This window comes from Pontibacter chinhatensis (assembly GCF_900113285.1).
Lineage (GTDB): Bacteria > Bacteroidota > Bacteroidia > Cytophagales > Hymenobacteraceae > Pontibacter > Pontibacter chinhatensis.
Map to the genome: position 1 here is coordinate 107316 of NZ_FOOT01000001.1, position 22376 is coordinate 129691.

Annotated in this window: 18 protein-coding genes; 9 read left to right on the forward strand and 9 right to left on the reverse strand. The window is 52.9% G+C overall.

Annotation, left to right across the window (positions count from 1 at the left end; all coding sequences use genetic code 11):
- Positions 1-49: 49 nt before the first annotated feature.
- Positions 50-1372, reverse strand: a complete 1323-nt coding sequence (gene mtaB, locus BM040_RS00455) for a tRNA (N(6)-L-threonylcarbamoyladenosine(37)-C(2))-methylthiotransferase MtaB (protein ID WP_092097953.1) — start codon at positions 1370-1372, stop codon at positions 50-52.
- 153 nt (positions 1373-1525) lie between these two features.
- A complete protein-coding gene (locus BM040_RS00460) occupies positions 1526-3367 on the reverse strand; it encodes an LTA synthase family protein (protein WP_092097956.1) in 1842 nt (613 codons plus the stop codon).
- A 269-nt stretch (positions 3368-3636) separates the two neighbouring features.
- On the opposite strand from BM040_RS00460, the gene BM040_RS00465 reads away from it, so the two are divergent.
- Positions 3637-5826, forward strand: a complete 2190-nt coding sequence (locus BM040_RS00465) for a glutamine synthetase III family protein (RefSeq protein WP_092097958.1) — start codon at positions 3637-3639, stop codon at positions 5824-5826.
- Between the two features lie 46 nt (positions 5827-5872).
- Here the strand turns inward: BM040_RS00465 and BM040_RS00470 are convergent, their stop codons facing one another.
- The gene (locus BM040_RS00470; protein WP_092097960.1) at positions 5873-6238 is read right to left on the reverse strand and encodes a hypothetical protein; all 366 of its coding nucleotides are present in this window, start codon (positions 6236-6238) and stop codon (positions 5873-5875) included.
- 174 nt (positions 6239-6412) lie between these two features.
- On the opposite strand from BM040_RS00470, the gene ispG reads away from it, so the two are divergent.
- The 3 genes from ispG to BM040_RS00480 all read left to right on the forward strand — a co-directional run bounded on the left by ispG (position 6413) and on the right by BM040_RS00480 (position 9414).
- The gene (ispG, locus tag BM040_RS00475; protein WP_092097962.1) at positions 6413-8413 is read left to right on the forward strand and encodes a (E)-4-hydroxy-3-methylbut-2-enyl-diphosphate synthase; all 2001 of its coding nucleotides are present in this window, start codon (positions 6413-6415) and stop codon (positions 8411-8413) included.
- Positions 8414-8511: 98 nt separating this feature from the next.
- Positions 8512-8679 (forward strand): DUF6728 family protein, encoded by a 168-nt coding sequence (locus tag BM040_RS21625; RefSeq protein WP_175490936.1) that lies wholly within the window; start codon positions 8512-8514, stop codon positions 8677-8679.
- A 234-nt stretch (positions 8680-8913) separates the two neighbouring features.
- Positions 8914-9414, forward strand: coding sequence for a MarR family winged helix-turn-helix transcriptional regulator (locus tag BM040_RS00480; protein WP_092097964.1), 501 nt, complete (start codon positions 8914-8916; stop codon positions 9412-9414).
- A gap of 194 nt (positions 9415-9608) precedes the next feature.
- On the opposite strand, the gene leuS is transcribed toward BM040_RS00480, so the two are convergent.
- On the reverse strand, positions 9609-12377 hold the full coding sequence (leuS, locus tag BM040_RS00485) for a leucine--tRNA ligase (RefSeq protein WP_092097966.1): 2769 nt from the start codon (positions 12375-12377) through the stop codon (positions 9609-9611).
- Positions 12378-13216: 839 nt separating this feature from the next.
- Between leuS and BM040_RS00490 the strand changes: the two genes are divergently transcribed.
- Genes BM040_RS00490 through BM040_RS00500 form a run of 3 tightly spaced genes read left to right on the forward strand, consistent with a single transcriptional unit; the run spans position 13217 to position 15327 of the window.
- Positions 13217-13894: a DsbA family protein gene (locus BM040_RS00490; protein ID WP_092097968.1), complete on the forward strand. Its 678-nt coding sequence runs from the start codon at positions 13217-13219 to the stop codon at positions 13892-13894.
- A 39-nt stretch (positions 13895-13933) separates the two neighbouring features.
- Entirely contained in the window at positions 13934-14656 is a 723-nt protein-coding gene (locus tag BM040_RS00495; protein WP_092097969.1) for a DUF1003 domain-containing protein, read from the forward strand.
- A gap of 59 nt (positions 14657-14715) precedes the next feature.
- Positions 14716-15327 (forward strand): LysE family translocator, encoded by a 612-nt coding sequence (locus BM040_RS00500; RefSeq protein ID WP_092097971.1) that lies wholly within the window; start codon positions 14716-14718, stop codon positions 15325-15327.
- On the opposite strand, the gene BM040_RS00505 is transcribed toward BM040_RS00500, so the two are convergent.
- Positions 15324-16061, reverse strand: coding sequence for a DUF3291 domain-containing protein (locus tag BM040_RS00505; RefSeq protein ID WP_092097972.1), 738 nt, complete (start codon positions 16059-16061; stop codon positions 15324-15326). The genes BM040_RS00500 and BM040_RS00505 overlap by 4 nt on opposite strands.
- A gap of 98 nt (positions 16062-16159) precedes the next feature.
- Complete coding sequence (locus BM040_RS00510; RefSeq protein ID WP_092097974.1) at positions 16160-16660, reverse strand: pyridoxamine 5'-phosphate oxidase family protein; 501 nt, start codon at positions 16658-16660, stop codon at positions 16160-16162.
- Positions 16661-16787: 127 nt separating this feature from the next.
- Between BM040_RS00510 and BM040_RS00515 the strand changes: the two genes are divergently transcribed.
- Entirely contained in the window at positions 16788-17372 is a 585-nt protein-coding gene (locus BM040_RS00515; RefSeq protein ID WP_092097975.1) for an acyl carrier protein phosphodiesterase, read from the forward strand.
- A 78-nt stretch (positions 17373-17450) separates the two neighbouring features.
- Entirely contained in the window at positions 17451-18620 is a 1170-nt protein-coding gene (locus BM040_RS00520) for a Gfo/Idh/MocA family protein (RefSeq protein ID WP_092097977.1), read from the forward strand.
- A gap of 365 nt (positions 18621-18985) precedes the next feature.
- Here the strand turns inward: BM040_RS00520 and BM040_RS00525 are convergent, their stop codons facing one another.
- From BM040_RS00525 to BM040_RS00535, 3 genes are all read right to left on the reverse strand, one after another.
- The gene (locus BM040_RS00525) at positions 18986-19498 is read right to left on the reverse strand and encodes an FKBP-type peptidyl-prolyl cis-trans isomerase (RefSeq protein WP_092097978.1); all 513 of its coding nucleotides are present in this window, start codon (positions 19496-19498) and stop codon (positions 18986-18988) included.
- Positions 19499-19569: 71 nt separating this feature from the next.
- Positions 19570-21513, reverse strand: a complete 1944-nt coding sequence (locus BM040_RS00530; protein WP_092099416.1) for an AAA domain-containing protein — start codon at positions 21511-21513, stop codon at positions 19570-19572.
- 163 nt (positions 21514-21676) lie between these two features.
- A complete protein-coding gene (locus tag BM040_RS00535) occupies positions 21677-22255 on the reverse strand; it encodes a hypothetical protein (RefSeq protein ID WP_092097980.1) in 579 nt (192 codons plus the stop codon).
- Positions 22256-22376 lie beyond the last annotated feature (121 nt).

Below are 22376 nucleotides of genomic sequence, written 5' to 3' on the forward strand. Positions count from 1 at the left end.
AGTTGGAATATTTCGCAGCCTAAATATAAATGATTTCTGAGGCAAAAACCTAATGCCGGAGCACCTCCTGGTAAGTTTCCTCAGCTTCCATCAGCCCCTGAGCGTTAATGTTGGTCAGGCGCACGTGCTTCATTTCGTTCACCAGCACAGGGTCATACTTGGCTACCACACGCACGTAATTCTCCGTCCAGCCTTCCATTTGCCCGTCCTTCACATCGTCCTCAAACAGCACCGTAAACTCGCGGCCAATATTCTGCTCGTAGAAGTGGCGCTTTTTCTTCTCAGAAAGTATGCGGAGCATGTCGGCACGGCGGTTGCGGTCTTTTATACTTACCTTGCCCTCCATTTCCGGGGCCAAGGTGTTCTCGCGCTCAGAGTATGGGAACACGTGCAGGTAGCTCACATCCAGGCCGTTGATGAAGTTATAGGTCTCCAGGAAATCCTCCTCCGTCTCGCCCGGAAAACCCACAATCACGTCCACACCAATGCAGCAATGAGGCATCAGCGATTTAATTTTAGCTACACGGTCGGCATACAGCTCGCGGAGGTAGCGGCGGCGCATGAGCTTCAGGATTTTGTTGGAGCCTGACTGCAGCGGGATATGGAAGTGCGGCATGAAGCGGCGGCTGCCGGCCACAAACTCAATCACCTCGTCTTTCAGCAGGTTTGGCTCGATAGAGGAGATGCGGAAACGTTCAATGCCTTCCACCTTGTCCAGCTCCTGAATCAGCTCGTAGAACGTCTCCACGCGTTTGCCGTCCTGCAGGCCAAAGTCGCCGGTGTTCACGCCGGTCAGCACAATTTCCTTCACTCCCGACTCCGCAATCTCGTTTGCCGACCTCACGACGTTTTCTATACTATCGGAGCGGCTGTTGCCACGCGCCAGCGGAATGGTGCAGAAGGTGCAGGAGTAGTCGCATCCGTCCTGTACTTTCAGAAAAGTGCGGGTGCGGTCGCCGAAAGAGTAGGAGTTATGGAAAGTGTTAGCCTCCGATATCGGGCTAGCAAAAATTTCCGCCTTGTCTTTCTTCTCGAAGGTTTCCAGGATATCTACCAGCTGAAATTTCTCGGCGGCACCCAGCACGGCATCCACCCCCGGAATCTCAGAGATTTCCTTCGGCTTAAGCTGCGCGTAGCATCCGAGGATGGCGATAAAGGCATTAGTGGAGTGCTTCTGCGCCTCCTTCACAATCTTGCGGCACTTCTTGTCGGCGTTATCGGTTACCGAGCAGGTATTGATAACGTAAATATCCGGCGCATCGGTAAACTCCACTTTCTCGAACCCGCGCTCCTGGAAAATGCGCCCGATTGTGCTGGTTTCGGAGTAGTTAAGCTTACAACCTAAAGTATAAAAGGCAACTTTCTTCTTCATAATCAGGGGGCAAAGGTACGAAATAAATTTTTAGATGTGCGGATCAGAGAATCGAAATGAGCGCTGTTACAAAGTATAAACGAAGTATAGCTGGGGCTATACTTCAGCCAAGTCCATCAGCACTTTACCTGCATTCCGATCTCCTGAACAACACTACTTTCTAACAAAATCCTCAAACGAAGCCTGCATGTAAGCCTGCCCTTGCTTTAATTGTTCCTCTGTTACGCCTTCTTCCTTTATAATAGGTTGTTTGGCCACGTTGTCGTAGGTGAGCACGCCGTTGGGGGTGATGTAGCCAAAGCCATCGTTGAAGACATAAAAGGCAAAAGGGGAGGCTGTAGGCGACAGCAGGTTGCGGCTCCAGGTAAACTGCTGGTGCGGCAACTGTAGCTGCGCCAGTAAGGTAGCGGCAATATCAGCCTGGCTGCCGATAGCGTCGATGGTGATGCCTCCCTTAGCCAAGGCGCCCCCCGTAAGTATAAACGGAATCTTGAACTTGGAAGGAACGTGATTTGGGTCGTTGCCCGGCAGGCGGTGGCCATGGTCGGCGGCCAGCACCACAAGCGTGTTTTGCCACCAATCCTGCTGCTTGGCCTCTTCTATAAACTTGCCCAGCGCCCAGTCGGTATAGTATACGCTGTTGCGGAACTGCGCCTCCTCGTCCGTGCCCGGAAACTTGGCCGGTATTGGAATCTCGAAGGGCTCGTGGCTGCTCAAAGTATAAACAGTGCAGAAAAAGGGCTGCTTTTCCGACTTTAGATCCCGCTGCACGCGCGCAAACAGCACATGGTCGTGGGTGCCCCACTTGGAGTTATAGGTGCTCGGGTCAAAGTCATACTTGTCGATCAGCCTTTTGTAGCCGCCGTTGCGCAAGTACGACTTGATGTTGGCAAACTCCAACTCACCGCCATAATAGTAGCTGGTGCTGTAGCCCTGCTCCTGTAAAACCTGGCTTAGCTGGGGTAGTTTTTCCGTTTTCTGCGGATACTTAATAATAGAAGTGGTCGTCTGCACCGGGTAGCCGCTCAGTAGGGCCACCATCCCTTTTTCGCTGCGGTCGCCGGAGGCGTAGATGTTGGTAAAATTAATCCCCTCAGCAGCTAGCTTGTCCAGGTTTGGCGTTACGCCCTTCTCGCCGCCCAGGCTTCCTACAAACTTGGCGGTATAGCTTTCCAGGATGATGAAAAGTACATTCGGTTGCTGTACCCGCAAAAGGTTTTCAGACGAATCCGTGGCGGCAGCAGTATACAGCGCCTGCACCAGCTCCGCGGCCTCTTCCTCAGGCATATATTGATAGGGGTTACTGCCCGACTTTTCATACTTGAGCAGGGCGTGCATCAGGTTCCAGGGCATGTTGATGCCGGCGTGGTTGGCAAAAGGCTTCTCCGAGAAGTATACCACGCTCTGGTTTATCGGGATCTGCTGCCACCCGCCGCGCAGCGGGAGCACCAGCAGGGCAGCGAAAAGCAGCGAAAAGCCGGCCAGCACCCATGGCTTGGCATCTGGTTTATACTTTGCCAGGTCGATGAAACGGCGGAAGAAAAGTATAAATACTGTAGCGACGGCAAAAGTCACGATGAAAAGTATAAACAGGGGAGCGGCAGCAGCGGAGGCAGCCATTTCGGCCGGGGAGCTCAGGTACTGCAGCGGCGAGGCATCCAGCCGGAACCCCCAGTGGTTGTATAACTCCAAATCCACCGTAAGCAGGGTAGACAGCAGTACCAGTAATATAGTGGTGTAGTAGCGGATAATCTTTGCTACCGGCAGGCGCTTCCACAGGCTGGAAAGCAGCAGGAGCAGGAATGGCACTATACTTATATAAGCAGCAAAGGAGGCATCCATCCGCAGACCGTACATAAAAGTATAAAGCACTTCCGAGGAGCTTAGGTCGGCGCTGCGGTCGAGGTGGTATACCAGGAAGATGGCTCTGGCCACTATAAAGTAAAGTATCCAGAACAGAAAGTATAAGGGTTGGTAGAAGATACGGCGTTTCACGACACAAATATAGCCTATAACTCTGCAGCAGTCTACAAGAGTTTCCGGAATGCACTTATTTATGCGAAAGTATAGAGGGTTGGTTTTTAATAGGGGGATTAGGTGAATGTTAGGTGTTTGTTATAAAGGGGGTATGTAAAAGAAGGGGGTGTTGGAGGTTAAGTCAAAAAAAATTGCAGGTACCCCCTAAAAAAATAGAGGGTATATAATTTGGTTTTGAATTTTGTGCTTAAATTTGGAGCAGATTTAAAACCCAAACCCACACGCCCATGGCAACCATCCGTATCAAAGCGCTGGAGCAGGCTAACCAGCACAAACCAGGAGAGGTAAAACTGCCTTCTCACATCATCTCGGACTTTTTCGGCGAAAACGTATTTGGCAACGGTGCCCTGCGTTCTACCATGTCCTCGGAGAACTACAAGCGCCTGCAGCGCACCATCGAGGCAGGAGAGCGGGTAGACCGTGAACTGGCCGATGCTGTGGCTGCGGCCATGAAAACCTGGGCCATCAGTAAAGGAGCTACCCACTACACACACTGGTTTCAGCCACTAAATGGCGCCACTGCCGAGAAGCACGACTCCTTTTTCGATCTTTCCGGCGATGGTGAGGCCATTGAAACCTTTAAAGGCAGTGCACTGGTGCAACAGGAGCCCGACGCTTCTTCATTCCCAAGCGGCGGCATCCGTAATACCTTCGAGGCCCGTGGGTACAGCGCCTGGGACCCGTCTTCCCCCGCCTTCCTGATTGAGAACGCCGGATCCAAGACCCTTTGTATCCCGACCATTTTCGTTTCTTACACCGGTGAGGCCCTTGACTATAAAACGCCGCTTCTTAAGTCGCTGAAGCTGCTCAATGATTCGGCTGTTCCGGTTTGCCAGTACTTCGACAAGGATGTGGTGAAGGTAAACACTACGCTGGGTATAGAGCAGGAGTACTTCCTAGTAGACAAGGCGCTGTACGAGGCGCGCCCGGACCTTGTAATTACAGGCCGCACTATTTTTGGCCATGCGCCGGCAAAAGGCCAGCAGCTGGAGGATCATTACTTCGGCAGCATCCCAAGCCGCGTACACGCGTTCATGGTTGATTTCGAGCGTTCGGCCCTGCGCCTGGGCATTCCGCTGAGAACGCGCCACAACGAGGTGGCCCCCAACCAGTATGAGTGCGCCCCAACCTTCGAAGATGCCAACCTGGCCGTTGACCACAACCAGCTGCTGATGGATATTATGGGTCGTGTGGCGGAGCGCCATAACTTTAAGGTGTTGTTGCACGAGAAGCCTTTTAAAGGCGTAAATGGCAGCGGCAAGCACAACAACTGGGCAATGAGCACCAACACTGGTGTCAATCTGCTGAGCCCGGGCAAGAAGCCGAAGGAAAACCTGCAATTCCTGACTTTCTTCATCAATACCATCATGGCCGTGCATAAGCACGCCGACCTGCTGCGCGCCAGCATTGCCTCAGCCAGCAACGACCACCGTTTGGGTGCCAACGAGGCGCCTCCGGCCATCATGTCGGTTTTCATCGGGCAGCAACTTTCTGCGGTACTCGACGAGTTTGAGCGCACGTCAAAGATTCCAATTGAGAAAGGCGACAACATGTACCTGAAGCTGGGCATCGACCGGATTCCGGAGGTATTGCGCGACAACACCGACCGCAACCGTACTTCTCCGTTCGCCTTCACAGGCAATAAGTTTGAGTTCCGTGCCGTAGGCTCTTCTGCCAACTCCTCTTCACCGGTTACGGCTCTGAACACCATCGTGGCCGATCAGCTGCAGGAGTTCCGCAAGTCGGTGGATGAGCTGATCGAAAGCGGCATGAAGAAAGAACTGGCCATCATTCAGATACTGCGTGAGTACGTGGCTGCTTCCCAAAACATCATTTTTGAAGGCAACGGTTACTCCAAAGAATGGGAAGAAGAAGCCGCCCTTCGCGGACTTTCCAACATCAAGTCGACCCCGCGAGCGCTGGATGTATTTGAGAGGGAAGAAGTGAAGGAGGTTTTCAGCAAGCACGGTATTTACACCGAACTGGAGCTGGAGGCACGCCATGAAATTCTCCTGGAAGAATATGTGAAGAAGATCCAGATCGAATCACGCATTATGGGTGACCTGGCCATGAACCACGTGGTACCAACGGCCATTGCCTACCAGAACAAGCTGATCCAGAACGTGCGCGGCCTGAAGGAACTTGGCCTGGAGGATGAGTACACCGAAAGCACCATCCAGGGAATCAAGAAAATGTCCGGCTATATCACAGCTATTCAGAAAAACGTGCGCGACATGGTGAACGCCCGTAAGGTGGCCAACAAGATTGAGGATGCCCGTGAGCGTGCGATCATGTACAACGAAGAGGTGCTAAGCTACTTCGAGCCTATCCGCTACGCTGTAGACAAGCTGGAGCTGATGGTAGACGACAACGATTGGCCGCTGGTAAAATACCGCGAGCTGCTGTTCCGCCACTAAGTCTATACTTTATAATGAAGAAAGGCACCCGCACCGGGTGCCTTTTTTATTTTCTGATGCGCCTGAGCAGCTCGCCGGCCACTTGCGCAAGTATTACCGGAAGCAGCACCATGGCCAGGCCAACCGCAATAATCTTGCGCAAACCCAGCCGCATGATTAGTTTCCCCACTACCCGGTCACGGAGCTCGTGGTAGAGGAATTGTCCGGCTCGTGTCATGGGCTTGCCCCGAAGCACCTCCTGCACCTCACGCCAGTTGCCGCGCTCCAGCTGCCGGCGCAGAAACTGAAGCACGGTGTCTTTGGTGAGGTAGTAGGCCTGGCCAACCTGCTCTTGCCGCAGCCGGCCCCAGTGCTGCAGCTGCTGCAGCCTATGGGATGTGTTTCGGGGGATGAACTGGTGCATGTAAATCATGGTTTTAACGTTTTCTTTTTTGTACGTAAATCAGGCAGCATCGGGGAGGAGGCTGTTATTCTATACTTCTGCTGGTTCAGCTATACTTTAAAGCTTCCCTTTAGCAGGAGGATGCCCGGAAAATTCCGTATTTTGCCGATTGAACAAAGCAGACGATACATTAGTTAGAGACATATGGAGTGTCAACTTGATCGCACAGATAAAACTTACTGCCCTAGCCTGGTAGCGTATAAGCGCCGCAGAACGCGCGTTGTGAATATTGGAGGAGTACCTGTGGGGGGCGATTACCCTATCCGGGTGCAGTCGATGACCACCGTTGACACCATGGACACCCTGGGCTCTGTGGAGCAGTGCATCCGCATGATAGAGGCTGGCTGTGAGTATATCCGCATCACGGCCCCAAGTATAAAAGAGGCCGAAAACCTGCAAAACATCAAGGAGGAGCTCCGCAAACGTGGCTATAACGTGCCGCTTATAGCCGACATCCATTTCACGCCAAACGCTGCCGAGGTGGCCGCCCGAATTGTAGAGAAGGTGCGCGTAAACCCCGGTAATTATGCTGATAAGAAGAAATTTCAGGTAATTGAGTACGACGATGCCTCGTACCAGGCCGAGCTGGACCGGATCCGGGAGCGCTTTGTGCCGCTGGTGCGCATCTGCAAGGAGCACGGCACGGCCATGCGCATCGGCACCAACCACGGCTCACTGTCAGACCGTATCCTGAGCCGCTATGGCGACACTCCGCTGGGTATGGTGGAGAGCGCGCTGGAGTTTATCCGCATCTGCGAGGATGAGGGTTTCTACGATATTGTGATTTCGATGAAAGCCTCCAACACGCAGGTGATGGTACAGGCGTACCGTTTGCTGGTGCGGAAACTGGACGAGGAGGGGCTGCAGCCCTATCCGCTGCACCTGGGCGTGACAGAGGCCGGAGAGGCAGAGGACGGACGCATCAAGTCGGCGGTTGGTATCGGCACTTTGCTGGAGGACGGTTTGGGCGATACCGTGCGCGTGTCGCTGACGGAGGCGCCGGAGGCAGAGGCACCGGTAGCGCAGGCGCTGATAGACCGCTATACGCACCGTGCTGAAAAGGCACAGCCCATCAAACCTATCTGCCATAACCTGATCGATCCGTTCCAGTACCGCCGCCGCGAGACGGTGGAGGTGGAGAACCTGGGCGGGCTGAACGTGCCGCGCGTGGTAGCCGACCTGAGCCGACTAACGGATGTAAAGTATGCCGACCTAAAAGCCGTCGGGCACCTGTACTCCATGCTACTCGACAAGTTCAACATGAACGACCTGGGGGCCGACTATATTTATACCGGCGACAACCCTGTCACTTTTATGCTGCCCAACGGCCTGAAGGAAATAGTGAATTACACCGCCTGGCAGCAGGCAGAACACCAGGAGGACCGGCATCCGCTCTTGACCCCGGAAGTATACTTGAGCGAGGCTAGTAGGCACAGCAAGCTGAATTTTATACTTGCCTCCGTGCATGATTTGACGCCGGGGCTGATGGATGCACTGAAGAAAGACAATACCGCCGTGCTGGTGCTGCACACGCAGAACGAGCACGCCATGCCGGAGTTGCGCAAGTGCTTTATCCGCCTGATGAATAACGGGGTGCAAACGCCCTGCATCGTGAAGCGGGAGTATGGCCAGCTGACACCAGACCAGGTGCAGCTGTACGCTGCCACCGATGTAGGTGGTTTGCTTATCGATGGATTGGGCGACGGCATCCTGCTGAGCACCGAGCTGCTGCCCGTACAGGAGAAGCAGGACGAGCTGCAGACCATCGATACCCTGAACAAGCTGAGCTTCGGTATCTTGCAGGCGGCCCGTACCCGTATGAGTAAGACGGAGTACATCAGCTGCCCAAGCTGTGGCCGCACCCTGTTCGACCTACAGGAAACTACCGCCATGATTCGCAAACGCACCGATCACCTGAAAGGCGTGAAAATCGGCATCATGGGCTGTATTGTTAACGGGCCGGGCGAGATGGCAGACGCCGACTATGGTTACGTAGGCGTGGGCAAAGACAAGATTGCGCTCTACCGCGGGCAAACGGTGGTGAAAAAATCAGTGCCAGCCGAGCGAGCCGTAGATGAGCTGATTGAGCTGATTCGTGAAGATAACCGCTGGATAGAGCCTGTTAAGCTGGAGGAGGAAGTATAAATCCTCTTTAACGGCACATCTGAGCGCTAAGAAATTAGGGGGAGTATATGGCAAAAGCAGCGCTTTATACTTCCTCAACACACCAAACACCATGTTTTATGAAAAAGGGACTTTTTGACCTGACGGAGGTGGCTACTTATTTTTTCCGAAAGAAGGACCCCAACCGCAAATCCAACTTCAACCTGCGCACGATGCATACCATCAATAAAATATCTATCCTGATGTTTTTGGCAGGTGTCATTTACTTCATCATCAAGCACATCTAAGAATAAAACGAGTATAAAAGCCGTGCCTGCAAGAGGGGGGAGGATGCGAAGGAGGTAGGCAGCGGAATTATCGGAGGGAAAACATTGGTGTAATCACATCAATGTTATAATATTAATTGCCTAGCTATCAATACGATGTTAGCTATATAACGTTGTTGTGGTTAATTTATTGTGTTAAAAGTTCATCAATTGTTTTTTTTTTCTTATAATTGGTAAACTCACCTTAACACAACCATGAACCTTAACGAACAACTAAGCATTACAACTTTCCGGAATGACTGGCAGAAAGCCAGTATGAGCCTGTTGTACACGTATGGCTTTTTAAACAATGGGTATGAGAACTTCTTCAAAAAGTTCTCGCTGACAAGCCAGCAGTACAATGCCCTGCGTATTCTGAGAGGGCAGTACCCCACACCTGTCTCCACTTCCTTCCTGCGCGAGAAGATGCTCGACAAAATGTCTGATGCTTCGCGCCTGGTAAGCCGCCTGAACGCCAAGGGCTTTGTAACAGTAGCGCAAAACCCGGCCGACAAGCGCCTGGTAAACATTGTGATCTCGGATAAAGGCCTGGAAATTCTGGATGCAATTGACATTGACTTATACCAACTGGACGGCCTGTTGCAAGGTCTGACCGAGCAGGAGGCCGGCGTTCTGGTGGACCTGCTGCAGAAAGTACGCGACTCTATTATGACAGCTGAAGAGAGATTGGCTGCCTATGAAACCTTAACAGCATAACCACCCTACATTACTAACCTTACACCTTAAAACAAACTAGAGTTGACCAGAGAGGCCACGGCATCTTTCGTCAACTCTTTTTTTGTTAGATGCTTTTGCTGATAAGCAGCTTCGGTGGAAAATGAAGAAGCCGCCCTAGCTACATCAGCTAGGGCGGCTTCTTGATAAAAGTTAGTTGGTATAATGGGGACTCTTTATACTACCACGTTAATGATTTTGTTAGACACGATAATTATTTTCTTTGGTGCTTTTCCATCAAAAAACTTGGTAACCTGCTCTTCGGCCAATACAGCCTTCTCTATTTCCTCACGTGGCGTGTCTAAAGCGAAGGTAAGCTTGGCGCGCATCTTGCCATTCACCGACACGGGGTACTCGAAGGTGTTCTCCACCAGGTACTCTTCCTTCCACTGCGGGAAAGGGGCGTAGCTTATACTTTCTTTATGGCCCAACTGCTCCCAAAGCTCCTCAGTAATGTGCGGCGCGTAAGGAGAGAGGATAACCGTGAGTGGCTCCAGGATAGCGCGCTTGTGGCACTTGAGCTGGCTCAGCTCGTTCACGCAAATCATGAAGGTAGATACGGAGGTGTTAAACGAGAAGCGCTCGATGTCTTCCTCTACTTTCTTGATTGTCTTGTGCAGCGACTTCAGCTCCTCAGCCGTTGGCTCCTCGTCGGTTACCTGCAGGTTGCCTTCCTTGTCGAAGAACAGCTTCCAGTACTTTTTCAGGAACTTGTGCACGCCGTCCATGCCGTTGGTGTTCCAAGGCTTGAACTGCTCCAGCGGGCCCAGGAACATTTCGTACATGCGCAGTGTGTCGGCCCCCTGGCGATCTACGATGTCGTCCGGGTTCACCACGTTATACTTCGACTTCGACATTTTCTCGATCTCCACACCGCAGATATACTTGTCGTCCTCCAGTATAAACGCAGCATCGACGTTTTCTGGTCGCCATTTCTTGAAGGCTTCCAGGTCCAGCACGTCGTTCTCCACGATGTTCACGTCCACGTGCAGCGGGGTAACCTCATACTGCTCTTTCAAGCCAAAGGAGACATACTTGTTCGAGTCCTTGATGCGGTACACAAAGTTCGATCGGCCCTGGATCATCCCCTGGTTGATGAGCTTTTTGAACGGTTCCTGCTCTACTACCAGGCCCAGATCGAACATGAACTTGTTCCAGAAGCGCGAGTAAAGCAGGTGACCGGTGGCGTGCTCCGAGCCGCCAATGTATAGATCCACACTTCTCCAGTACTCCACTTTATCTTTCGCTGCAAAGGCAGCGTCGTTTTGGGGATCCATGTAGCGGTACCAGTACCAGCTGCTGCCCGCCCAACCCGGCATGGTGCTCAGCTCATACTCGTACTGTCCGTTATACTTCCAATCCACCGCGCGGCCGAGTGGCGGCTCACCGGTTTCGGTTGGCAGGTAAGCGTCGATCTTAGGCAGCTCCAGCGGCAAGTCCTCTTCTTTAAGCAGGTGCGGCACGCCGTCTTTGAAGTATACCGGCACCGGCTCGCCCCAATAGCGCTGGCGGCTGAACACGGCGTCGCGCATGCGGTACTGCGTGCGGCCTTTGCCCACGCCCAGTTCCTCAGCTTTGGCGATACCTGCGTTGATGGCTTCTTTCACGTCCAGCCCGTTCAGGAAACCGGAGTTGATGATTATTCCTTCTTTGGCGGCATAGGCTTCTTCTTCCAGGTTTCCGCCTGCTACCACTTCTCTAATAGGCAGGTTGAAATGTTTGGCAAACGCATAGTCGCGGCTATCGTGGCCCGGAACGGCCATCACAGCGCCAGTGCCATACCCTGCCAGCACATAGTCTGCTGTCCAAATCGGCACGCGCTCGTTGGAAATTGGATTGATGGCGTAGGCACCGGTGAACACACCGCTCACAGTTTTCACGTCGGTCATGCGCTCACGCTCCGAGCGATTCTTGGCCACGTTCACATAGCTCTCCACCTGCTCACGCTGATCATCTGTGGTAATCTGGGCCACCAGGTCGTGCTCCGGTGCCAGTACCACAAAAGTCGCCCCGAAAATCGTATCGATGCGGGTGGTGAATACTTTGATCTTTTCTTCGATGCCTTCTACTGCAAAATCCAGCTCAGCCCCTACGGATTTCCCGATCCAGTTGCGCTGCATTTCTTTAATGGGCTCCGGCCAGTCAATTTCCTCCAGACCTTGCAGCAGGCGCTCGGCGTAAGCCGTGATGCGCATCATCCACTGGCGCATTTTCTTGCGCTCTACGGGATAGCCGCCACGCTCTGACACGCCGCCTACCACTTCGTCGTTGGCCAGCACCGTTCCCAAGGCAGGGCACCAGTTCACTACCGCTTCAGCTACATAAGTCAATCTATACTTTAAAAGCATCTCGGACTTCTGCTGCTCATTGAACCTGGCCCAATCCTCAGAAGAGAAAGCCGGGGTATCTTCGTCGCAGGCGGCGTTTACTTTCTCGTTTCCGCTTTGCTCAAACACACGCACCAAGGCATCGATCGGCTCAGCCTTGTCGGTGCTATAGTTGTAGTAGCTGTTGAAAAGCTGCATGAAGATCCACTGCGTCCACTTGTAGTAGCTGGGGTCTGAAGTACGCACCTCACGCTGCCAATCGAACGAGAAGCCGATATTCTTGAGTTGCTCCACGTAGCGGGCGATGTTCTGCTCGGTGGTGATAGCCGGGTGCTGCCCGGTTTGGATGGCATACTGCTCGGCAGGCAGACCGAAGGAGTCGAAGCCCATCGGGTGCAGCACGTTGAAACCTTTGAGGCGCTTGTAGCGGCTCACGATGTCAGAGGCAATATAGCCGAGCGGGTGACCAACATGCAAACCGGCGCCGGACGGATACGGGAACATGTCCAGAGCATAGTACTTGGGCTTATCGTCACTTTCTTTGGCTTTAAACGTCTGGTTTTCTTCCCAGTAGCGTTGCCATTTCTTCTCAATCTGATTGAAATTATACTCTGACATAGTTTATCGTGTATTCGCTTGTTCCTAGTTTAGCTGCTAAGATAATTGTTAATTGTTGGATTGTTAAATTGCTGCAGGGCTAAAATGTGAAAGCTGGCAGTTATGGGGCTATTTTGTAGGGCTTGAGTACTAGCGATTCTTTACTTCAACCTAGACTTCTTTTCAGAACAGATGACCTGTCCCTGCAATGTATAAACCCACCCCTGACCCCTCCTTGGAGGGGAATTATCAGCAGGCGATTATCATCCCCCTGCCCCCTTCAAAGGGGGACTTGTCTGTAGGCGATTACACCCCTCTTGAGCTTTGCTCGCAAGTTTCGAACTCCTGTTCTCACTTGTCCTTAAGGGGACAGTCTATACTTGTTGCATAGTAAAAGCTGTGGCTATCGAATGATTTCCAGCCTTTGGGTTGAGCGCCTCGAGAGGTTCCGGTGACGAGTGTGAGCGAGGCAGCCCGAGGCACGAGGGCAGGAAGCGAAAGCAGCGCGATGCCCGAAGGCGAGCCCTCTCGGGCTTGAGAGCTCCAATGCCGGAGATGCAACAGTAGCTTATGTGAATCTGGAGGATGAACGGCAGCTAGCAAGGATAGCTTGGTTCCGGTTGCGGGAAGCGTTGGCTATAGAAGTATAAGCCAGCAAAGTATAAAAGTATAGCCGAAGTATAAGGTATGGCTCTGCGAGCCAGTTGGATTGCAAACCCAACATCATAGGTAGGCACGAGTTGCAAATTCGCGACAGAGGGGCTATAGTAAACCATGGTAAACAGCTACCATCAAACCACTTTACAGCCATTCCCAACGTAAAACCAAGTATAAATCCTGCAAAAAGCTACCTTTGCGCCATGGAAAATAAGAAACACGACCTCCTAGATGTCATCCACCTGATTTATGTGATGGACCCGATGTGCTCCTGGTGCTATGGGTTCGCGCCGGTTATCAAGCAACTGGTGGCTGAGAACGAGGACAAAATGCAGTTTAAACTCGTGATGGGCGGGCTGCGGCCGGGCACGGAAAACCCCCTGGAAGAGCAGATGAAGGAGGGAATCAAACAGCACTGGCAGGACGTGGAGAAGATAACGGAACAGCCTTTCGATTACGATTTCTTTGACCGTGACGACTTTGTGTATGACACAGAGCCTGCCTGTCGTGCCGTGGTGACGGTGCGCTATCTAAAGCCTGAGCAGGAGCTGAAGATGGCGGAGGCCGTGCAAAGCGCTTTTTATGCCAAGAACAACGATGTTACCCGGCCGGAGGTGCTGGCCAGCATCGCCACCTCGCTCGGTTTAGAAGAAGAGGAGTTTCTGGAGAAGTTTAACTCCGAGGAGATGCAGGAGAAAACGAAGCAGGATTTTACCATCGCCCGGCACTTGCAGGCAACGGCCTTCCCGAGCTTATACTTGCTCAACGGCACCAGCATCCACCTCATTAACCGTGGTTACCGTCCTTACGATGGTATGAAAGCCCACCTGGAGCGGGTGCTGCGGGAGCTTGCCCCGGATCAGAACCCTTTAGGCGACTAAGTTGGTATATAGTACCGTTAAGGCTCTATCTTTCAGCTTATGCGTCATCATCACGATCCGTTCGGTATTTGCCAGATTACCAAAAAGAGGTTGCCGCTACACCTCCTGGTTCCTGGCAAAGCCATCCGGCCGGGCCTGCTCAAACTTATAATAGCCGATTACCCGGAATTTGATGAGACCAAGCCTGTTGCCTCCCATGTTTTAGCCAAGTACCGCAAACTATACCTGGAGCAAATGCTGCTGCAGGAATTGGGCGAGCTGACGGAACTGGAGGAAGAAGTTGTAAAAAGCATCAACCAGCAGGAGCTTCTGTCGAGCAACGTGGAGGAAGAGCTGGAGGAACATATTGGTCTGGGCGACCGCGCGGCAGATAAGATCGCCAGCTTTGGGGGCAGCTGGAAGTTTATCCTGCTATTTTTCTCGTTCCTGCTGCTATGGATGGCCGTGAACGTATACCTGCTGGTAAGCAGGCCCTTCGATCCTTATCCGTTTATACTTCTAAACCTGATTTTGTCGTGCCTGGCGGCCATTCAGGCGCCCATTATCATGATGAGCCAGAACAGGCAGGAAGCCAAAGACCGCCTGCGCTCAGAGCACGACTACAAAATCAATCTGAAGGCGGAGCTGGAAATACGCCTGCTGCACGAAAAGCTTGACCACCTGCTGATGCACCAGAACCAGCACCTGGTGGAGATACAGCAGCTGCAGCTGGACATGCTGGAGGACATTATGGAGCACCTCAAGAAGCACAACCATAAATAAATTTTTCTTTGCTACGTCTTTTTTGGCCTGCCACCGTCTCCTGATTAAAAACTAAGCATATGGAGGTGTTTAAAGCATTTGTTTTCGGGTTGACCTTGGCGGTGGCAGTTGGCCCTATCGCCCTTCTCATCCTTAACCGTGGCCTTACCCTGGGGCTCAAGAGCGGGCTGTCCAGTGGCCTGGGCGCGGCCTTGGCCGATTTTACCTATGGCCTTGTTGCCTTTACAATTGGCTCTGTGATAGTAAACTATCTCAACCTGAACGCGCATCTCTTCGAGCTGATAACCTCAGCCGTGCTCGTTGTGTTCGGGCTTTGGATGTTACGCGGCAGCCTAAAGGCAACAAAAGATCCGCAACTGGAGCAGTCCGGAGGCAAGAAGCGAAACGGTGTTGGGTTCCTGCTCTCGACGTACCTGCTGACGGTGGTAAACCCATTGACCATTGTCGCTTTTGTCGGGTTTTCGGGGCAGCTGATTTCTCCGGTTAGCGGGGCCGGTCACATATTTATACTTGCTTTGGCAGTCTTTGCCGGAAGTGTTCTGGTTCAGTTCGCATTCGCCCTTTTCGGGGCCACACTGGGCCGTTTCCTGAAAAACCGGCGGTTGGTGCGCCTGCTAAACATGGGCAGCAGCATCTGTATTATACTTTTCGGCTTGGCAGGGATGCTTTAGAAAGGGCGTTTTGCTAAGGTAGCCTGCAGCGGGTCCGCGCCGCCCCAGGTGCCTGCGCTGCCAATTGGTTGGAAGCGGGCGAAAAGCTCTTCGCTGTACCAGTTCTCAGCGCGGGTGCGGCGCATCACCTCCCGGTGCATCGGGCTTTTGTACGCATAAGCCTTCATCGCCTCCTCCGACTCCCACACGCTAAAAGTCGCCTGCCTCACCAGGGGCAGTTCTCCAAGTCCAATGGAGCAAAGCAGGCCGTCTGCCGCATCCAGGGCACGGCTTGCCTGGGGTACAAAGCGCCAGAAGGAGGGAAGGGCACGCCAGTTTATACTTGCGCGCGTGAGCACGGCTATAGGCCTACCCGTATACTTTTCTGCCAGCGTAGGGGCGAAGGGTTCCTGCCCGTCCCACTGCCCATGCGATTGGAAAGGCAGCAGCTTCACGGTCCATACTTCATCAACATGGGCTTTATACTCCTGCATCAGGGGTGACTCCTGCAGGAAAGCGTCGGCTGCTGCTTCGTTTTCCCAGGTGCACAGCAGGCCATACCTTCTGAAATTGGGTTTCATGCTGAAGCCTTTGCCATGCCCGCTTCCCAGCAGTTTGAAAAACCGCAGCCCTTGTACCTGTTGCAGCTTAGGGCCGGAGGTGCCCATCTGTGCCAGTCCCCAGCGGATGTGCCCGCTCTGGATGCCGAAAAGGGTGAGGGTGGTGAGTCGAGGTGCGGAGGTTTGCATTTGCATGCCGGGTTTATACTTTAGGGAGAGGCTTAGGTCCAAAAAAACACCTGCCGTTACCAAGGTAAGGCAGGTGCTGCAGAGAGATGCAATCTTTATCCAAATTATAGATTTATTTTCTTGTTTTCGCCGCCTTTGGCAGGTTCGCCGGTGATGGCGGCTTTGGCCATGCCTATCAGAGTCACCATGGTATTGCTTGGCGTGTCCCAATACTCGGCTTTCTCTATCTTCACGCGGATAAGGCCAATGTTTTTGTCTTCTTTGCCGTCCGGGAACCAGGCTTTCAGGTCGGGGCTCCACAGCTGGTCAATTTTTTGCTGGTCGCGCAGCACCTGCGCTCTGCCCGATACCGAAACGTAGAGGTTGTCATCGGGGTTGGCATAGCTCAGGTTTACATGGGCATCGTGATCTATCTCGTGCGATTTGCCGGATTCATAGCCGGTAAAGAACCAAAGGTTGCCATCTGTTTCTGACTGCTGGGTCTTCATGGGGCGGCTGCGCAGGGTGCCGTCATCGTCCACGGTGGTCATCATGGCAATTTTCACATCCTTGATTCTCGATATTAGTTTGTCCAGGTTTTCCTTCGTATTTGGATCGTTATTCATAGCTTTATCTTTTTCTGTTGAGTACGGGGCACCGCAAGCAAGGGTTTATACTTTGCTGCCGGGCCTGATCCGCTGAAACCTTAGGAGCCGTAGCAGGTTTATACTTTTAACTTTAGTTGCAACACCCTTGAACTACCTTGCACATATCTACCTTTCGGGCACCGACGACGAGCTGCTGCTGGGCAATTTTATGGCGGACGCCGTGAAAGGCAAAAGGGCCGATCTCTACGCGCCCGGGGTGGCCAAAGGCATTTACCTGCACCGCCTCATTGATACCTACACCGACACGCACCCGGTGGTGGCCAAAACCAAGGCCAGGCTCCGGCCAAAGTATAGAAAGTTTGCGCCGGTGGTGGCCGATATGTACTACGACCATTTTCTGGCCCGCAACTTTGAGCAGTATGCACGCGAGCCACTACATGAGTTTGTGCAGCGTTCCTATACCTTAATTGGCAGGCATTACGAGCTACTACCGCAGCGGGTGCAGCACCTGTTTACCTACATGCGCCGCGACAACTGGCTGGTATCGTATGCCGAGCTGCAGGGGATTGGGCAGGCACTGGTGGGCATGAGCCGCCGCACTTCCTTTGCCTCAGGTATGGAGACGGCTGCTCAGGAACTGGAGGCACAGTACGATCTATACCTGGCGGACTTCGAGGTTTTCTTTCCGGATCTGGAACGGTATGTAAGGGAGGTAAAAGAGAAGCTGTAACGAGTGGTGGGAAGAGGGCAAACCTTTTAGGGACTTATACTTATACTTTGTAAAGTATAAAATCCTATCCCCATTCCTATGAAACAAACCGACTTTTACTTCCGCCACAACCGCAGAGAATTCCTGAAAGATTTTTCACTGGCCCTCGGGGTGACAAGCCTGGGGCTGCCGCTTGTCTCTTTCGCTTCCGGCTGCCAACCCAAAGGAGAAGAGAAACAGGAGCAATCCGCACAAGGCACCGCCCAAAATAAGAAGCTAGGCATTGCCTTAGTAGGCTTGGGCTCATATGCGACCCATCAGCTGGCACCGGCCCTGCAGGAAACCGAGCACTGCTACCTGGCCGGCATCGTGACAGGCACCCCCTCCAAGGCCAAAGAGTGGAAGCGCAAGTATAAGATCCCCGACAAGAATATCTACACCTACGACACCTACGACCAGATAGCCGACAACCCGGACATCGACATCATCTACATTGTACTGCCCAACGGCATGCACGCCGAGTATACGGTACGAGGTGCCAAGGCCAAAAAGCATATCATTTCGGAGAAGCCCATGGCCACCTCTGCAGCCGATTGTCAGCGTATGCTCGATGCCTGCCGGGAGCATAACGTGAAGCTATCGATTGGGTATCGCCTGCACTTTGAGCCGCACAACCAGCGGGTGATGGAGCTGGGCCAGCAGCAGGTGTATGGGCCTGTAAAGGAAGTAGAAGCTGCCGACAGTTTTGTGTTTACGGGCAATCCCAATGCCTGGCGGCTCGATAAAAAGCTGGCGGGGGGAGGGCCGCTGATGGACCTGGGCATTTACTGTGTGCAGGGTGCAATTTATACGTTGGGACAATCACCGGTAGCCATCACCGCAAAGTTTGGCCAGGTAACTAGGCCCGATTACTTTGATGAGGTGGAGCAGTCCATCAGCTGGGAGATGGAGTTTCCGAATGGCGCAGTGGCCAAGTGCCGCAGCAGCTACAACGATAACGAAGGCTTACTGTCTGGAAAAGCGGAGAAAGGCTGGTGGAAGCTGGACCCGGCCTACAGTTATTCGGGCATAAAGGGAGAGACGAGTGAGGGAACTATGGACCTGCCCCAGGTAAACCAGCAGGCGCGGCAGATGGACGATTTTGCCCGGTGCGTGAAAGAAAACAAGGAAACCCGCGTGCCCGGCGAGATGGGTTTACGGGATGTGAAGATTCTAGAGGCTATTTATGAGGCCGCCAGAACGGGCAAACGGGTGGAGGTAAAAGTATAAGTTATTGGGCGTAGCAGCGTTCTTTCCAAATTGACAGAATTATTCCTTCTTTGGCAGGCTTAATAAGCTCAAACCTTATTGTTTGTGAATGGTAAACAGTTATAAATAGCGATATCCAGACTCTCCCCTTGAGGGGAGCTAGAGGGGTGTTAGCGTTTAATATATGACCTATCAGACAGCTTTACACCCCTATGGTTCCCTCAAGGGGACAATTCTGTAGGAGGTTCAGTTCTGCCTCTTCAGAGGGGAATGAGGAATCTACAAGAGAATCCCGCTGAAAGCAGTCAATACTTAATAGAAACTCAATAAAAACGGCGCGGCAGAAATAATCCACCGCGCCGTTTATACTTTAGAATGTATACCTCTTAGTGATGCACACCGCCTTCGCCGTGTACGTGGCCATGAGCTAGTTCGTCTGCCGTGGCTTCACGCACTTTCTCCACCTTGCCTTTGAAGTATAGCTCTTTGCCAGCCAGCGGGTGGTTAAAGTCCATCTTTACAGTATCGGCAGTCACCTCTACCACACGGCCCTGCAGCTGGTTGCCTTCTGCGTCTGTCATCGGGATGTAGTTGCCAATCTCCAGCATATCCTCTGGCACGGCGCCTTCTACCTCGAAAGCGGCCTTCGGCAGGTCCACGATAGCCTCAGCATCCTGGCTGCCGTAACCTTCCTCAGCGTCCAGCTTAAAGTCAAAAGTATCACCGGCAGACAGACCGTCCAGCTTCTCCTCGAACTGCTCCGGCAGACCGCTCATGCCGAAAATAAACACCATCGGGTGCTCGTTGTCGGCGGTTTCAATCAGGCTAGGTTCGCCCTGCTCGTTCATGATGCGCAGTTCATAGGTGAGCGTGACTACTCTGTTTTTTTCAATTTTCATCTTGTGTTGCTTTGTTCTGATTTCAGAAAGGTATGGATTTATATGCATACCTCTAAACGATATACAATGTTTTACGCCATCAGTTCCTGCAGCTCCCAGGCACTACGGTAGGCATTTATACTTTCAACGTATTGGAGGAAAGCGGCATAAAACGGGTGCTGGCTCAGCGTGGCGCTGTCGCCTACGATTACCATTTTTTTCTTGGCCCGTGTCATGGCCACATTCATGCGGCGGATGTCTCCCAGGAAGCCTATTTCGCCCTGGTCGTTGCTTCGCGTCATACTGATGTAGATGATGTCGCGCTCCTGCCCCTGGAAACTATCCACCGTGCCAACCGACAGATGGCGCCGCTGGCGTAGCTCGTGCAGATGCGGCATGTGCTCCACGCGGTCCTCAAGGTAATTAATCTGGGCGCGGTAAGGGGCGATAACGCCGATGCGCAGGTGCTCCACTTCCTCGTCGGCATGGCTGTAGTCTTTGAGCAGGTGCGCCAGGTGGTTAAGGAGCAGGTTGGCCTCATCGGGATTGGCAGAGCTGGTACTCTCCGGCGTCTCCACCTCGTTGTAGCCGCATCCGGCGGTATCCACAAACTCCACCGCCAGGCCCGGCGCAAAGTGAGCGTTATACTCGTGCAAATCGCTGCTGTGCACGCTCTCGTGGGCCATCAGCTCACCTTTGTAAAATTGCTGGTTGGAGAACTCCATGATGTGGTGGTGCATGCGATACTGCGTTTTCAGCATCACCGACACGTCCTGCTGCCGCTCGATGCATTTCTCGAAAAGCGTTTTGCCCAGGCCTTTCTGCTCGGCCTCAAACGACTTGACAGTAGGAGGGAGCTGGCAGTGGTCGCCGGCCAGCACCACACGCTTGGCGCGGGAAATCGGAATCCAGCAGGCAGGCTCCAGGGCCTGTGCCGCCTCGTCTATAAACACGGTGTCGTACTCCAGGTGACGGATGGCTTTGTTGGCCGCGCCCACCAGCGTACAGGTAATCACCTGCACGTTGTTGAGCAGGTCTTCGGTGATGTACTCCTCCACACGGTCGGCCTCGTCGAGCAGGCGCTTGCTTTCGGCCCGGAAGAACTGGCGCTGCATCCGCTCTTCATGCCCGAACTTGCGTTTAAACTGCCCGGCCATTCGCTTATACTCTTCGGCTGTCCTGCGATAGTCTTTCAGGCTTTTGAAGGAGCGGTGCTCCATTATCTGGGCGTCCAGCGTATGCTCCAGCAGCACATCTGACACGCGAGATGGGTTGCCGATACGGATGACATTGACGCCTTCGTTGGCCAGCTTTTCGGTCAGCAAATCCACAGCCGTGTTGGAAGGGGCCGTTACGAGCAGGCGCTTCTGTGTCTCCAGGGTTTTAAGAATCGCCTGTACCAGCGTGGTGGTTTTGCCCGTGCCGGGAGGTCCGTGGATGATGGCCACGTCCTTTGCCTGCACGATTTTGCGCACCGCCTCATTTTGCGAGGGGTTCAGGGCCGGAATTTCCTTCATGGTGGCCTCCGTGAAACGGGCGGGCACATCACCCAGCAGGATGTCGCGCAGCTCCGCGAGCCGGGTTTTGTAGGCCTCCATCACCTTCTTCATGGCGATTTCCATCTCGCGGTAGCTCATCTCATCGAAGGTCAGGTCGATGCCCAGGCGGCCGTCCTCCACCCAATCGGGCAGGTCTTCCTTGTTAGTGGCCAGCTGTACTTTGTTGCGCTTCAGACCCACAATCACGCCGTTTATACTTTGGCGCTCACCGGAGTTGCTGAAAAGGGCGGCGGTTTTACCCACCTGGAACAGGTGCAGCTGGTCGCGGTCCTTGGTGCGCTCCAACTCCACGACCACCTTGTTGCCAAAGCCAAGCTCTTCTTTTGCAATCGTTACCGGATACCAGCAAAAGCCCATTTCCTTGCGCTCGGCAATGGTGCTCTTCAGGCTTTTGATTTTATACTGCTGGCGGTCCTCTTCCTGTTCTATTTTAAGCAGTTCCTGTACCTGCTTGAGTTCAAATAATATTTCGCTCATGTATATCAATAAGAAAGGCTGGTCGTGTAGCTCCAGCCTTTATACTTTTAAATAAGTGGTTGCAGGTTTATACTTTCCGCCTGCTTTAATACTTTCTCTGTCGCGTTAGTATAACAAAAACCGCACCGGATAAGATTCATACTTGCCGGGGCAAAGTATAAAACTATACTTTCTTCTTTTTGCGGGCTTTGGAGCTGGCCTTGTTCAGGCGCACATGCAGGAACACAGCATACATGAGCAGGATAAAGGCACCCACGGCCAGCACGCTGATTACCTTGTCTTTGCCATACTTAACGTCGTATCCGGCCTGCACCTGCGTCTTTAAATCGGCCAGTTCTTTGTCTTTCTTGCGGAGTGTGCTTTCCAGCGTCTTCACCTCGCTTTTCAGGCTGCTAACCTGCTTTTCGAAATTGCGCTGGTCTTCCAGGGTGAGCTTGCCTTCGCGCTTGGTCTGCACGGCTGTTTTAGCATACTCGCGCAGGCTGCTCTCCTTAACGGCTGCCACCAGCTCAGAGTCCAGGTTGATGATTTTTTTGAGGGTTTCGATGATGTTGAGCAGGTCCTTCTTAGATTGCGTGCCCCAGAAACTGCTGTTCTGCTGCCGCAGGTACTGGTACTCCAAGATCAGCTGCTCCCGCTCGCTCATCAGCCGCGACAATTTATCTTCCTGCTGTACTTCTGTCTGCGCCTGCGCCCCCGCCACCAGGAGGCAAAGCATGATAACGGCAAAAAACTTCTTCATCTTCTCACTTCTATACTTATCCCACAAATTACACGCAAATATGGTCAAGGTTATTGGATTAGGCCTAATTAATTTTTTTGTAAAGCGCAGAAAGTATGGCGGTCAGGGGCTTGCGGAAGTA